General features: G+C 30.3%; 10 protein-coding genes and 1 riboswitch. Of the genes, 3 read left to right on the forward strand and 7 right to left on the reverse strand.

Annotation, left to right across the window (positions count from 1 at the left end; genetic code table 11):
* Positions 1 to 26: 26 nt before the first annotated feature.
* The 4 genes from yfcC to ACWJJT_RS07895 form a co-directional block, all read right to left on the reverse strand.
* The gene (yfcC, locus tag ACWJJT_RS07880; RefSeq protein ID WP_462956634.1) at positions 27 to 1,697 is read right to left on the reverse strand and encodes a putative basic amino acid antiporter YfcC; all 1,671 of its coding nucleotides are present in this window, start codon (positions 1,695 to 1,697) and stop codon (positions 27 to 29) included.
* Between the two features lie 214 nt (positions 1,698 to 1,911).
* The gene (locus tag ACWJJT_RS07885; RefSeq protein ID WP_462956635.1) at positions 1,912 to 3,939 is read right to left on the reverse strand and encodes a sigma 54-interacting transcriptional regulator; all 2,028 of its coding nucleotides are present in this window, start codon (positions 3,937 to 3,939) and stop codon (positions 1,912 to 1,914) included.
* 174 nt (positions 3,940 to 4,113) lie between these two features.
* Positions 4,114 to 4,848, reverse strand: a complete 735-nt coding sequence (locus ACWJJT_RS07890) for a polysaccharide deacetylase family protein (RefSeq protein WP_462956636.1) — start codon at positions 4,846 to 4,848, stop codon at positions 4,114 to 4,116.
* Positions 4,849 to 5,052: 204 nt separating this feature from the next.
* Positions 5,053 to 6,411, reverse strand: a complete 1,359-nt coding sequence (locus ACWJJT_RS07895; RefSeq protein ID WP_462956637.1) for an MATE family efflux transporter — start codon at positions 6,409 to 6,411, stop codon at positions 5,053 to 5,055.
* 187 nt (positions 6,412 to 6,598) lie between these two features.
* Between ACWJJT_RS07895 and ACWJJT_RS07900 the strand changes: the two genes are divergently transcribed.
* On the forward strand, positions 6,599 to 7,819 hold the full coding sequence (locus tag ACWJJT_RS07900) for an amidase domain-containing protein (protein ID WP_462956638.1): 1,221 nt from the start codon (positions 6,599 to 6,601) through the stop codon (positions 7,817 to 7,819).
* Between the two features lie 266 nt (positions 7,820 to 8,085).
* On the opposite strand, the gene ACWJJT_RS07905 is transcribed toward ACWJJT_RS07900, so the two are convergent.
* Both ACWJJT_RS07905 and ACWJJT_RS07910 read right to left on the reverse strand, forming a co-directional pair.
* Positions 8,086 to 9,402 (reverse strand): ABC transporter ATP-binding protein, encoded by a 1,317-nt coding sequence (locus ACWJJT_RS07905; protein ID WP_462956639.1) that lies wholly within the window; start codon positions 9,400 to 9,402, stop codon positions 8,086 to 8,088.
* A gap of 23 nt (positions 9,403 to 9,425) precedes the next feature.
* Positions 9,426 to 11,144: an ABC transporter permease gene (locus ACWJJT_RS07910; protein ID WP_462956640.1), complete on the reverse strand. Its 1,719-nt coding sequence runs from the start codon at positions 11,142 to 11,144 to the stop codon at positions 9,426 to 9,428.
* Positions 11,145 to 11,570: 426 nt separating this feature from the next.
* Positions 11,571 to 11,760, reverse strand: a riboswitch (M-box (ykoK) riboswitch).
* Positions 11,761 to 12,272: 512 nt separating this feature from the next.
* Between ACWJJT_RS07910 and ACWJJT_RS07915 the strand changes: the two genes are divergently transcribed.
* On the forward strand, positions 12,273 to 14,798 hold the full coding sequence (locus tag ACWJJT_RS07915) for a cation-translocating P-type ATPase (protein WP_462956641.1): 2,526 nt from the start codon (positions 12,273 to 12,275) through the stop codon (positions 14,796 to 14,798).
* An 81-nt stretch (positions 14,799 to 14,879) separates the two neighbouring features.
* On the opposite strand, the gene ACWJJT_RS07920 is transcribed toward ACWJJT_RS07915, so the two are convergent.
* Positions 14,880 to 15,044 (reverse strand): zinc-ribbon domain-containing protein, encoded by a 165-nt coding sequence (locus tag ACWJJT_RS07920; RefSeq protein WP_462956642.1) that lies wholly within the window; start codon positions 15,042 to 15,044, stop codon positions 14,880 to 14,882.
* 340 nt (positions 15,045 to 15,384) lie between these two features.
* Between ACWJJT_RS07920 and ACWJJT_RS07925 the strand changes: the two genes are divergently transcribed.
* On the forward strand, positions 15,385 to 15,762 hold the full coding sequence (locus ACWJJT_RS07925) for a GntR family transcriptional regulator (RefSeq protein ID WP_462956643.1): 378 nt from the start codon (positions 15,385 to 15,387) through the stop codon (positions 15,760 to 15,762).
* The last annotated feature ends 1 nt before the right edge of the window (position 15,763 follow it).

Consider the following 15,763-nt stretch of genomic DNA (forward strand, 5'->3'; position numbering starts at 1 on the left):
CTAATTCTCCTTTCATTATAAGTATTTTAGTAACCTATTGCTACAGCCGTAAACATTACAATTGAAGATATAACAAATAATACACCTTGAAATTTCATTTGGAATTTTGCCCATTTACCCCAGTCTAATTTTGCAACACCTAATACAGCCATTAGACATCCTGAAGTTGGAACAATTAGGTTTGAAAATCCATCACCTAATTGGAACGCCAATACTGCAACTTGTTTGCTTACACCTACCATATCTGCAAGTGGTGCCATGAGTGGCATTGTTATAGCCGCTTGACCTGATCCAGAAACAACAAAGAAGTTAAATATCGCTTGGAATATATACATAAACCATGCATTTAATCCTGAAGAAAGCCCACTAAGTGTAATAGCCATACCATTAAGCATAGTATTTAGAACAGAGTTAGTTACAGGAGACGAATCTCCAAGTACTAAAATAATACCCTGTGCCATACCTACTACTAATGCAGCTCCAACTAAGTCTTTTGCTCCTTCTTTGAATGAAATTGAAATATCGTTTACACTCATATTGTTAAGCTTAAATATTACAGCAATAATACCTGAAACAAGTCCCATGGTAAAAAATACTGTTGCAATTTCCGGAATATAGTACCCGTATTTAGTAACCCCATATACAACCCATACCATTCCGAGTACTATTGTAACAAGCACTAACTTATGTCCAAATGTAAAATCAATATCCTTAAGCTCCTTTTTTTTGAAATCCGTTCTATAAAAGCCGTCTGATTCATATGCAACTGATAATAATGGATTCTTTCTTATCTTCTTAGCATAAAACCAAATATATGCGATGCCTAATGTAGTGAAGAATACCCATAAAACTATCCTAAATCCTGCACCAGATAAAATAGGTATACCTGCGATACCTTGTGCAATGGCCACATTAAATGGATTCATCCATGATGTAGCAAACCCTATTTGAGTTGCACCATAAGTAATCATAATACCAACTATTGCATCATATCCCATGGCTATTACTAATGGAATAATAATCATAGCAAATGGAATTGCTTCCTCCGACATACCAAATACAGCACCTCCCAATGAAAACAATAAGAAGATTAATGGTATAAGTATAACCTCTTTCCCTTTGGTTTTACTTATCATTGAAAGAATACCTTCCTCAACAGCGCCAGTTTTTAATATAATTCCAAATGAACCACCGACTACTAAAATAAATGCTATAACACCTACTGCACTTCCCCACTTGTCTCCTTTTACAAGACCCTCAAATATATAATTAAGGAAGCCCATCTCTCCACCACTTGCAAATAGTTTAACTCCTTTTTTTTCTCCCGTCGAAAAAAATTCACCAAATTCCTGTACTATCTTAAAAGATACCTTATCATCTTTTTTTACTTCTAAAGCCTTAGCCTTGCCCTTATTTATTTCACCTACTGGTTCGTCTTTGCCTTCTTCAATTAATAAAGTTTTTTCACCTGAAGAGTCAATAATATAATTTTGGTTATGTACCTGAAAAGAAGCTTTTTGCCCATCTGCAACTTCAACAATTTTTTTGCCATTAGCATCATAAGCTTTATAATTAATCTCAAATCTGCCTACAGGCATGATATAAGTTAATAGTGCCGCTAATAAGACAACAAAGAATACGATTACATAAGTGTCCGGCATTTTAAAATCACAGTTTTTCTTTTTATTTTGCACCATTATGATTCCCCCTTTAATTCATATGTTTTATATAGTAGCAATTTATATGCCAATTTATATTTTTGTTAAATTGAGTTAATTGCATATATACGTTAGTCATAGTCTCAATTATTTTTATAAACTAAAAATGAATGGTGACCACATAGCATCCAATTATGCTTAATGGTCACCATTCATTATATTATATCTTTAAATTATCATATTAAATTTTATTTTATTTTTGTAATACTACTTTTTCACCTAACTCTGTAAGGCATGTACCTTTTTTCCCTTTACCTTTTACAATTAAGCCCTTTCTTTCTAACCTTTCTAATCTAGTTCTAACCATTGATTCGCTCATATTAAAGTTATTTTTTTTACTTTCTTCTGAAATAATCTTTCTTCCTACAATTATTCTTTCATTACTCAATTTATGTACCTGCATTAGTATATACTTAAGTTCCCTATCTAAATAATCAATAGTTAAACATGAACTTTCATTAATTTTAGTATCATAATTTTGAAAGAAACTTATATCTGGCAGTTCATTTAATGTTATAGTATCACTATCTCTTATAGCAAGCATATAGTTTATTGTATTTCTAAGTTCGCGTACATTCCCGTACCAATCATATTTTTTTAGTATTTCAATTACATCACATTCAATTTTAATCTCTTGTCTGCTTTCCATGTTTAGGAAACATTTCAATAGCGGTTCTATATCCTCTTTACGATCACGTAGAGGGGGAATTTTAAGGTATCCTATTTTTAATCTGTAATATAAATCTTTTCTAAATTGGCCTTCTTCTATCATTTTAAACAGATCTCTATTAGTGGCTACTATTATATTAACGTCTACAGGTATTATGCCATTACCGCCTATCCTCATAACTTCTTTCTCTTGAAGCACTCTAAGTAATCTTATTTGAACTTTTAATGAAATATCTCCTATCTCATCTAAAAAAATAGTCCCCCCATTTGCTTGCTCAAATAAACCGGGTTTCCCACCCTTTTTTGCACCTGTAAATGCTCCATCTTCATACCCAAATAATTCACTTTCAATAAGCTCATCAGGTAATGAACTACAATTTACGGCGAGAAACGGTTCTTTTCTCCGTCTTGAGCTTTTATGTAGAGCACTAGCAAAAAGTTCTTTTCCCGTACCATTCTCTCCTTCAATTAATATAGTTAAATCTGTTTTTGCTAATTTTCTTGCTATGTTTTTTGTTTTTTGCATATTTGAATTATCACTTATAATATCATCAAAGGAATATTTAGCAACCAATCCTTTTGTTATAAGATTTTTTTCCTTGTTATCATTTGTTGTATCATAGTACTTCTTAAATACTGCTACTGTATAATCATTATCATCAATTTGAAATTTATTAACCGATATATCTATCCCCTCTAAATTAAACCCTTTTTCACCAAATTCTGTATTATCCATAAGGTATTCTAAAAGTTTTTTATTATATACCACATTTTTGAGTCTTTTACCTACTAATTTATTATTATTTATTTTTAAACTGCATTTTAGGTCTTCATTTAATACATTTATTATTCCATTTTTATCATATACAATTAACCCTTGATGAAGTCCATCAATAACATAATTAAGATGTGAATTCATCTTGATTATTTTATTATTATATTTACCTAATTTTTCTGCAATGTTAATTATTTTGAAAAGATAATTTTGAGAAAATACAAATGATTTTTTTTCTAATAGATCTAGCTTAACTAAAATTTTTATTATAGTAGTAGGATCCATTATTCTTGGTCCTATATCATATTTTTTTTCTATAAAACTAGGAATTTTATCTGTCTCCCCTGGAGTTATAGCGATTTTTATTCTTTCATTAATTTCTAAGATTCCTGGATAATATGGTGCGCATTTAATGTGGTCAATACCCAATTCCTTAAATATTTCTATCGTTTCATATGTACTTTCTTTTAAATCATTCACTAAGAGCACTTCGGTATTTTCCGGTATTAAGAATATTTCATCAATATGGTCATAATTTATAGTTCTCTTTGCAATAATGATATCACATTTAGTATTTAACAAACCCTTTTCAATTAACTCCCGCTTAACAATTTCGCCCGAAAGAATTACCAAATCATTTTCTATAATGTCATGAATTTTGTTATTTTCTATAGCATAGCTTTTTACATATTTGATATCTATGTATTCTTCAAGTTGCTTTAACAAAGCTATTTTTGTAGATTCAGAGCCTGCGACTAAACTTATACCTCTAATCATATGTATTCCCCCAATATGTATTAAATAATATATATCATATTATACACTACTTTATAAACAATCTAGTATTCCATAATATAAAGCTTAAATATCAATTTGAAAAAATCGAAATTTAAGCTTATATTACAGCTATTTCGTTGTTTGATAATATTATTTAATTAATCTATTTACATATTACTTTTTAATAGGAAAATAATTTTCAGGGGTTTCATCATTAATAACTTTAAATTCATATCCATTATCTTTATAGAACTTTATAACCCTAGGTAGTGCCTTACATGTGTTTTTATGCATATAATCACAATGCATAAGTAATATTATAGGATGCTTTGTAACGGTATTTTTCGTAGCTTCTGTATACATCTTATTAGCGGGAGCTTTAGCATTTATTCCATCAGACATAGTAGCATTCCAATCATATACTTTAAAATTATAGCTATGAAGTTGTTCTAAAAAAGCCTTAGTTAAATGTTTACTACTACCAGACGGAAATCTTATTATTGTTGGATTAGTTCCTATAAGTTCATTAATTTCTTTCTGAGTTTGTAACATTTCAGATATAAACCCTTTTCTACTGGGGTATATATTCTTATATTCATGCGTATAAGAATGCAGACCTATATTATGCCCTTCATTATATATTCTTTTTACTATAGCTTCTTGACCTTTAATTTGATTTCCTATAAGAAAAAAAGTAGCCTTTACATTATTCTCTTTAAGTATATCCAAAACTTTATCTGTCATAACACTAGGTCCATCATCAAAGGTTAAATATATAATTTTTTCATCTTTTCTATTTGCTATAGAATATCCTGATGCTCTTTGACTACCTAATAAACAAGAATTAACAGATAAATAAAATATCCCAAGGGATAAAACTATAAATCTAATTAAACATTTTTTTTTCACATTATTTCCTCCTTAAATTTAATAAAACATATATTGTTCATTAAATTTATTTTACCCTAAGTAATCTATATAATAAGTGGAACTTACTGTATTGTCCTAAAAAAATTGTGTTATCTTAACTTATTGTATACATAACATATAATAAATTAGGTATACTAATTACTATAATTAAATTCCATATGTATAGCAATCATAATTTATGTTTTATATTATCCTTGTAGACCTTTTCGGTAATTTACTAAATTTGTATTTAAAGAGGCAAAACATGAGCAATGCATCAATTCCCCATTGCACCGCAGTAATCCACCATACCGCTGTAATTGGGTATTTTAAAATATAAATAATATAAAATGTTAATGGTAATCTAATAATCCAACTTGTAAAACAACAAATAAAAAATGGGCTTTTAACGTCTCCTAACCCCTTTAATGCACCAGCAAAGACTACCGATATACCTATAAACGGTTGCTCTACTGCTCCAATTGCAAGACATTTCCCTGCTAAATAAGCAACCCTCTTTTCATTTTCATTTACAAAAAACTTTACCAGAATGTTGGACATAAATAAGAATATTATTGCAAATATGCTCATCATAAATACAGCATAAAAAACACAATTATACGCAGTTATTTTTGCTTTTTTATAATCTTTTTTCCCTATATTAAGTCCTACTAAAGTAATAACTGCGATTCCAAATCCAGTACTGGGCATAACTGAAATTCCTTCTATCATATTAGCTATTTCATCCGCTGCATAGGAAACGCTTCCAGAATGAATTATAATGGCAACACATATCAATTTGCTTATGCTAAAAACTGTTTCTTCCAATGAACAAGGAATGGCGAGTGCTAATATTTTTTTGACATCTCTAAAAGTAATACTGAAAATAAAAAAGGGTTTAAACCTAATTTTAGACTTAAAAACAGTATAGTAAAAGGACAAAATAAAACCACCTAAATAAGCAATTATAGAAGCTATAGCCAACCCTTCTATCCCCCTTGCTTTAAATCCAATACCAAAAATTAATAAGTAATTAAAAATCATTTTAAAGGAAATTACAATTAAGGAGCATATGAATGGTATAAAAGTGTTTCCGTATCCTATTAAAATAGAATTTAAAAGCCTCATGTTCATACAAAAAAACATAGCTATAGAGTTAACTTTTATAAATGAATATCCTATTTCTAAAATTCTATTTCTAGCTCCAAGTATATAAAGAAGCTCTTTTCCAAAATTAAAAATAAAAATTGTAATAATTAAACAAAATATAACACCTAAAATTAATCCTATTGCTGCGAATTTTTCAGCGGTTTTATACTTCTTTGCACCTACCAGTCTAGAAACTAGTGAAACAATACTTATACAAAAACCTCCTGAAACAAATATTCCTATAAATGCATTTGTTAAATTATTACTTAATCCCACAGCACTTACTGCTATATTCCCGCCATATTTGCCAATCATCATCAAATCAAAAATGGACATTAATGTATATACTGTTATCTCCGCAACTACAGGTAAAGAAATATTAAGGACTTCATTTGTTGTATCCCTATATGACATACATAATCTACCTCACAAAAATTAATTGCCATTATAAAGTATATTAGCTAACTCTGTTTTGATGAATAATTCTTCGACATTTAACAATAATTTATTTTTAAATTTTGCAAGAAATCTTAATAATGTGGAATACTAAATTAGTACTTATTTTATTATTGTTTTAAATAGATTGGAGGTGTATCAATTCATGAGAAAAAGCACTAACCGAATTCGTATTTCTATTATCATTTTTCCACTTATTTTATTGTTGTGTTTATTTTACTATAAACCAGATACTTTTTATATAAATAAAGATACTGCTATTCCTACAATAGCTTTAATAGATTCTGATAAAACTGAAGTTACAAAAGCACTCGAAGATATTTATAAAGAACGTTGCTCCATGTTTATTACTAAAGATCTAACTAATCTCCCTAATTATTTTGATACCTCTCAAAAACTTGGGAAATGGAGTTTAGAACACGAAGTAAAAAGATTAAGTTATTTTAATGATTGGTCAAGTCAAAGAGATATGAATTTTATAAAAGTTGAATCTACCCCTAAAGTTAGAAAAATAACTAGTACCAAAAGAGGCCTTCGCTTATTAGTGGATGAATATTATAAATTTCAGTATTCTTATAAAAATGATATAGCACTCACTGCAAATGTTTTTGGAGTAGGATTAACACACTCTATTGAATTAATCAAAAAAGAAGGGAAATGGGTAGTTTATTCCGATTGGTATTTAGATTGCTTTGAAGATGCATTAAAATCTTATTTAGGTGAAATAAAAGACGTTAAACTTAATGCTAATAAACAGCCTATTTATAAGCTGGATAATTGCCCTAAAATATCATCTGAATTAAAAGTTATTACCAAAGGTCATTATGACAAAATAAATGCTGTTAAATACGCAGATAAATATTGTGGAATACCATGGGCAAGTGGAAATTCAACAAAATATAATAAAAGGTACACAAACTATACCGGTATTGGTGGAAATTGCACAAATTATGTATCTCAATCAATGGGAGATAAAGAAGGTGGTGGCCTAAGATTTGATAGCACTTGGAACTGTACTTACAAAAAATATGATGGAGCTGACGGAAGCTCTGCATGGGTTAATGCTGATGCATTTAAAAATTATATGCTTTATAGCGGTAGAGGAAAACTACTAGGAAAAGGGACATTTAAGGAATTAATTTCTCCTCTACCTGGCTATCCATGCGGTGCAGTACAAAAATTGGATATAGGCGACCTTATATGTTATGCCAAAGGTAGCGATATAGATCATTTTGCTATGGTTACTGGTTTTGATTCTCATGGTTATCCCCTTGTTAATACTCACACTATTGATAGATATCACGTACCTTGGGATTTAGGTTGGGGCGATAAAAATATTAATTTCTACTTAATACATGTCAAATAGTTTTAAACTCATATTCATTATTTTTATAGAAATTGTACCCCTTTAAATGGACGCAACTAAAAAAGCTGTAGAATCCATTTGATGGGGTGTATCTATATGTTATAGTAGTTTATATAGCTGATTTAAATACCCATGTTTTTTCCCTTTCCTTATAGATTGAAAACTCAAAATTTATGATAGTTTATAATAAAAAAACACCTACATTACAGATAAATCTGAAATCTAGATGTTTAATATAATAGTTTTGTAATGGTGTGACTTTAATACTAATTGATATAACTGTTATTATCCTCATTTTCTAAAAATAATTCTTCAGAGTCATGATCGTAATTAAATACCTCTGCATACCTGCCCCAATCAATTATTGAACCCATTGTATTTTCTACTTCATAAGTTGAAAAATGTTGCATAAATAATTCCTTAAAAAATTCTTCTTTCATAGTCTTATTTCTCTTACTATTTAACACATTTTCAATAACCCTAAAAGTTGAAATATTTTTAATCTGATTTTTAAATATAGTTTTACTATCTTCTATATCAGCTTCGACGAACTCTTTTCCAAGCGTTGTAATAATTATATCACCTTCTTTTATTTCAGCGAAATTAAGCATACATGTACCTTCAATATTTGGAAGTAAATCATCACTCTCCATCATTAAATCACGTCCAAGCTGATAGATATCCATTTTGCCATCATTATCATCAATAAGTTCAAGAAGACCTGACATAACTCCTATAGGAGCTTTTGGTATTAGAACAGGTTTTTCTTTATTTTCATTAATAGCTTCTGTTACTTCTTTGTCTTCTATCTTTTCTTCCAATTTCCCACTGGTCAAAACCTTATAGATGTTATCTACAATACTTTCAAATTCAGGAGACTTCCTATTTCTTGGATGAGGAAGGTCTACCTTTAATTCTGCAATTACCCTTGCAGGATTTTTGCTTAATATTATTATTTTATTAGCCATAAGTACTGCTTCTTCAATATTGTGAGTAATCATTATCACACTTTTCATTGGCATCCTTTTATCTGTCCATAAATCTATAAGCTCAGTTCTTAAATTTTCAGCGGTTAAAAAATCTAGTGCAGAAAAAGGTTCGTCCAAACATAGAAGCTTAGGTTCAACGGCGAGCGCCCTAGCAAATCCAACCCTTTGCCTCATACCACCTGATAATTCTTTAGGATAAGCCTCTTCAAATCCATCTAGTCCTATAAGATTTATTAAATCTTCTGCTTTCTCTCTTGTATATTCTTTAGGAAAACCTTTAGCTTTAAGCCCAAGTTCTACATTTTCAAGTACAGTTAGCCATGGATATAAAGCAAATGTTTGAAATACTATAGATGCGTAGGGGTTAACGCCGTTAACTCTTTTTCCATCAAATAAAACTTCACCTTTATCAGGCTGAATTAGACCTGTTACTATTCTTAATATAGTTGATTTACCAGATCCAGATGGTCCAAGTATTCCAACAAAATCTCCTTCATTAATATCTATATTTATATTTTCAATTGTAGGTTTATCTGAACCTCCATAATATTTAGTTATTCCACTTACTTTAATAAACTCTTTTACCTTAGCCATTACTAACACCTCTTTCTATCTTACTATAGTTCTATTTTATACTTCACTTCTGCTAAATTATACAATGGTTTCCAAATCAACTTATTGAATGTAACTACCACTATACACATAATGATTGTACTAAGAATAAGCATTGGAAAATCCCCACTATTACTTGCATGTGATATTAATGCGCCAATTCCTATAGTGCTAAATGTTTCGTTCCCAAAATTCACATATTCAGATACTATAGTAGCATTCCAGCATCCACCTGTAGCTGTAATCATTCCGGTTATGAGATAAGGAAATATTGCTGGTAGTATTAGTATCTTCCACTTTTTAAAGCCTTTAAGTCCAAAAGTCTTACTAGCTGCTACCAAATCCTCTGGTATTGCCATTGCTCCTGCAATTACATTAAACAATATATACCATTGTGTTCCCATTAACATTAGAAAGACTGATGCTATACTTAATCCTCCAACAGCACTCATAAATAATCCCAATACTACAGGAAATAGTGCTGTAGCTGGAACCGATGCTATAACTTGGATAATTGGTTGAAATATATTTGCTAGCTTTTTATTCATTCCTATAGCAACTCCAACTGGTACTGTCCATAAAAGTGCTATAACTTGTGCAGCAATTACCCTTAATAATGAAGCTCCTACAGCTGGAATAAACTTGCTTAATTCATTAAGAGAAACCGTAGATACAAGTTTTAAAGCGTTAAATAACGAATAAGAAAGCAACATAATTATTATAATTCGTACTATTATGCTTATAAACTTCCCTAAAATACTAACCCTCAAATATTTGCTACTACTAAATCTGCCTATTAAATTATCAATAATATTATTAGTAAAAAATTTAATTTTACTAAATACATTTTCTGATATAAATTCAATAATCACTGAACGCCTTATCATTGTAAGAATAAAGGAATGGGATTTTTCATCATTTCCAGTAAGCTCTAATTTGAATTTATCAGCCCATACAATTACAGGTTTCCAAACCAATTCGTTCAGCAGTACAATCACCAGTACTAATGTAATTATTCCCCACAAGAGTGCTTTTTTATCTCCCTCATTAGCTGCTGTTTGAAGATAAGATCCTAAACCCTCAAGTCTAAAATTTCTATCCTTTATGGTAAACATTTCACACGCCATTAGAAAGAACCAACCACCAGCCCAAGACATCATGCTATTCCAAACAAGACCTATAGCCGAAAATGGAAGTTCCATGGTTTTAAATTGTTGCCATTTACTTAATTGAAAAACTTCAGTTGCTTCTTTTAAATCTCTAGGAATATTCTTAATTGAATGATAAAAGCTGAAGGTCATATTCCATGCCTGCCCGGTAAAAATCAAAATAATTGAAGCAATTTCAATTCCTATGTTATTATTGGGGAATACTGCAACTAATCCCAAAACAACAGCCGGCAAGAATGAAAGTACAGGAATTGATTGCAAAATATCAAGTATAGGTACCAGAACCCTCTCTGCCTTTTCATTATGGGCAGCCATATATCCGTATATAAATGTAAATATTAATGATAAAATATATGCTGCTGTCATTCTTCCAACTGACTTAAGGGCGTAAATTGGAAGCTTTGATAGACTTGTTGAAATCACTACACTTTGACCAGTTGAAGTATGATTAATACTTGGTGACACCAAAATATACAATAATGCTATTATTGATGCAAATATTATAATGTCAAATAGTCCAAATTTTCTTTTAATAAAACTTACTGTATGTTTCATTTTAAAACCTCCTATGATTTGTATTATGAATTAAAATTAACACATCTCATAGTAATCTAAATAAACTTAATTAGTTAAATCATCGTCTTCGATGCTGCAACCTTATATTTCTACCATAACTAATACATATTTAATAAAACATACCTATCAAATAGCGATTGGCTATGGTAATGATATAAAATTCATTAAATTTGTTTATTAAATTACTATCCGCAGGGCCATCATCCATGTCAATCACCTCCTTAAATCATCTTCTGCGAAGCTGCAATTTCAATGACTTCAGAAGGATATTTAGACTCCCGCTGAAGTTTTTTCTTTGTTATAGCATGCAACTTCCACTTATAGACGTGGGAGACTTTCCTTCTAAAAGTCATAAAATAAAAAATCTCTCCACAACAAGCGAAGAGATTCAATACGAATCAAATAATACCTTCTCCACTCGTTGAGTTTTAGCACTGTAAAGCGTAGAACATAATCATTCATATTATCTATGAATGTTGTCAGCTACATTAAGTAAAACCTTAATCCGGTAGTACCTGCTGACCCATTGGCGTCTCTCGACATTTCTGGGCAGTAGCATATTTCTATACAGTAACCTCACCTAACAAGAATATTAAATTGTTATTCTCAATTAGTTTTAGTCTATATTTTTATAATATGCGTAAAACTAAAGTATGTCAATGATATTTTCAATAGTTTTTAATTGATGTTATCAATTAGAAACCATTATTAATATCCCACACAGATACTTTATACCTTTAATTTAATAAAATAAACCACTGTATTATTTTATCCAGTTTTTTTAATTTCATTCACTACATTTTCGTCTTATTAATCAAATCTTTTACCTTACTACTACAGTAGATATATTATCGAGCTCTGTAGTTATAGCATATCAAAAAAACAGCATCATCATAATAGGCATTACTTTTCCTATACACTTGTTTATTAAGAATTAACACATGTTAATATGTATTATTCACAATTAATTCTCATTAATATCTGGATATAATTCTCAATTGATAATATATATATTCATCTTATTTTTAATGAAACCTTTAACACTTCTACCTTCATAACATATAGTAGTTAGTATATGTATTATTAATTGATAATGAGGTGTAATAAGTGAAAGATATTTCATTAAAAGGTTTGAATAAGATCGAGGTAAAAACTCTTAGAGAAAAATATGGCTTTAATGAGCTTTTAAAAGTTAAAAAATCTAATCCCATAATAAAATTTTTAAGTATATTCAAAGAGCCTATGTTTTTATTACTAGCAGGAGCCTCAACCTTATATTTTATTTTAGGTGAACCAAGAGAAGGTAGTATAATGCTTATTTTTGTTATTTTTGTTGCTACTATAACCTTCGTTCAGCAATGGAAAACCGAAAAAACCATGGATGCTTTAAAAGATTTGACGGCACCTCATGTTATAGCCCTTAGGGATGAAAAAAAACAAGTAATTAAAAGTTGCGAACTTGTACCTTCTGATATAATTTTTTTATCAGAAGGAGATCGCATTCCAGCAGATTGTGAAGTAATCGAAGAATCAAATTTCTCAGTGGATGAATCTTCCCTTACTGGAGAAAGCGGACCTGTATATAAGCAGCCCACCGGAGCTATAGATTACTCAAATGAATACTGGAAACAGGATTATCTATATGCGGGTACTTTGTCTAATTTCGGAAAATGTACTGCTAGAGTAAAAACAATAGGCTTTAAAACAGAATATGGAAAAATAGGAAAATCCATAAGTGGAACAAATCAGGAACCTTCTCCTCTCCAAAAGAAAGTATCTCATTTAGTAAAAACATTAGCTATTACTGGTTTTGTTCTATGCATTATAGTAATGTGTTTTTCCTATATGCATACTGGTAAATTTGTTGAGAGTGTACTCGCAGGTATAACCTTGGCTATGGCAATTATTCCAGAAGAGTTTCCCGTAGTACTTACAATATTCTTGTCCCTAGGTGCATTTAGGTTAGCTAAAAAGAACACCTTAATTCGCAGCATAACTGCAGTGGAAACTTTAGGTTCCACCACCGTTCTTTGCGTAGATAAAACAGGAACAATCACACAAAATATTATGAGGGTAAAAACTATATATAACAATGAATTTATAGACCCAGATAAAATGCTGGATATAAATTTAGCAAAGCTTTTAGTTTTAGCTTGCGAAAAAGATCCCTACGATCCTATGGAAAAAGCAATAGTTGCAGCTGGCACTGATAAAATAGACATAAATGAGCTTTACAATCTTGAGTTAGCTAAAAAGTATTCTTTTGATCCTAAAACCAAAAGAATGGCGAACATTTACAAAGAAGATGATGCCTATTATATAGCAGCTAAAGGTTCTCCGGAAACTATGATTCCACTATGTAATTTAAGTCCTAATGAAGAAACCAATATTTTAAATATTATTGATGATATGGCTAGCAGCGGGTTAAGAGTTATTGTACTGGCCGATTTATTAACTTGTACCCTTAAAGATAATTTAGAACAGTATAGTTTATGTTTTAAGGGATTAATTGGACTTCAAGATCCACCGAAAGAAGGCGTACAGGATGCTATAAATATATGTAAAAAAGCTGGAGTAAGAGTAATGATGATAACTGGAGATTATTCTAAAACAGCTACAGCCATAGGACATGAGATAGGTCTTAATTTTAATAACTCTGCTATTACTGGAGATGAAATTGATGCTATGACCGGCCATGAACTTTGCGAGGCAGTGAAGCATTGTGATATTTTCTCAAGAGTAATTCCAGAACATAAAATGAAGATAGTTAAGGCTCTTAAAAAGAACGGTGAAATTGTTGCAATGACTGGAGATGGCGTAAACGATGCCCCAGCTCTAAAAAATGCTCATATAGGTATTGCAATGGGCAAAAGAGGAACAGAGGTTGCGAAAGAAGCTGCCGATATGATTCTAATGGATGATAATTTTACAACTATAGTCCACTCCATAGAAGATGGAAGAAGGGTTTTTGATAACATTCGTAAAGCTATGGTATATATAATGATAATTCACATTCCTATTATGGCCCTAGCGTTATTTTCACCTATTTTTATCTTACCACAAATATTATTACCTGTTCATATTGTTCTTTTAGAGTTAATTTTGGATCCAACCTGTTCTATAGTTTTTGAAGGTGAACCAGCAGAAGATTATATAATGGATCAGCCCCCACGTTTGCCAGATGAACCTCTACTAACAAGAGCATTAACAAAAAAAGTTTTATTACAGGGTACAACAATGTTTTTAGCAGCATTTTTACCTTTTCACTATATGGTTGACTCAGGTCTAAGTGCAGACTATGCAAGAACTTTTTCTTTAATGAGCTTGATAGTCGGAAATGTAATTTTAGTCTTAGTTAATAGATCCAACACTAATTATCTAATTAGTGTTTTTAAAGAAAAAGGTAGCAAAGCTAGAATTTACATTAATAGTTTAGCCTTAATGATGTTATTTTCAATAGTATATATTCCAGCCGCTCATCCTATTTTTAAAACTGTAGCGCTGAATTTCAAAACCGCTATACTAGCTTGCATCCTTGGTGCTGCTTCTACTGGTTGGTGGGAAATTGTTAAGTTTTATAATAATTCAAAGAACAATAAAATAAAAAATAAAAAAATACCCTTTCATAATTAGGATAACTACTGATAGTCTCCCAATTGCCTACAAAAACAAACCCTATAGGTTTAATCCTATAGGGTTAATAGTACTTTTTTACTAGTTTCTGAATCCTCTGTCATTTTGTTGTTTTCTTGCTCTTCTGCAATCAACACATCTTTGAGGTTCATTGTCGAATCCTTTTTCTTTGTAGAATTCTTGTTCGCCTTCAGTGAATAGGAAATCTTTACCACAGTCTTTACATACTAAAGTTTTATCTGCCATTTTAAACATTCCTCCTTTTTCAAATATTAAGATCTAACAATCGATTAACAATTATATTCTAAAAAGAGGATATGTTGTTATCTAGTTTAGTCTCAGTAATAACTGGCGTTAACCAGTTAATATAAATGTATTTTACCATACATATAAGTGAATAACAATACATTTTTGATTGTTCTCGATGAATTTTATACTTATCCTATACGATTATAAATAATTTAATTTTATATTTACACCTTTACAATGTAATATTTATCCTCTATACTATATCTGTATTGCGTTCAATAATACAGTTGACACACTAGGATTATACATTTAAAATAAAAAAGAAAGGAGGAATAAGATGTTTGAATTAGATTTAAGAAGTCGTCTGCCCCTTTACGAACAACTAGTAGAAAAGTTTAAGCAGCTTATAATTAGTGAAATATTGAAGCCTAATCAGCAACTCCCTTCAGTACGCACTATTTCAATGGAGCTTACTATGAACCCCAATACTATTCAAAAAGCGTATAAAGAACTAGAAATACAAGGATATATTCACTCCATAAAAGGAAAAGGCAGTTTCGTTACTCCCTCCGCAAAAGTAGCTGATTCTGAAAAGCTAAAAAAAATAGAAAATGAATTAACAAAAATACTGTCTGAAGCAATGTATATGGGGATGACGAAAGAATATATTTTAAAAATAATTTCACAAGTTGAAAATAATAAGAAGGAGGAATAAA

This window comes from Clostridium sp. CM041 (assembly GCF_055081035.1).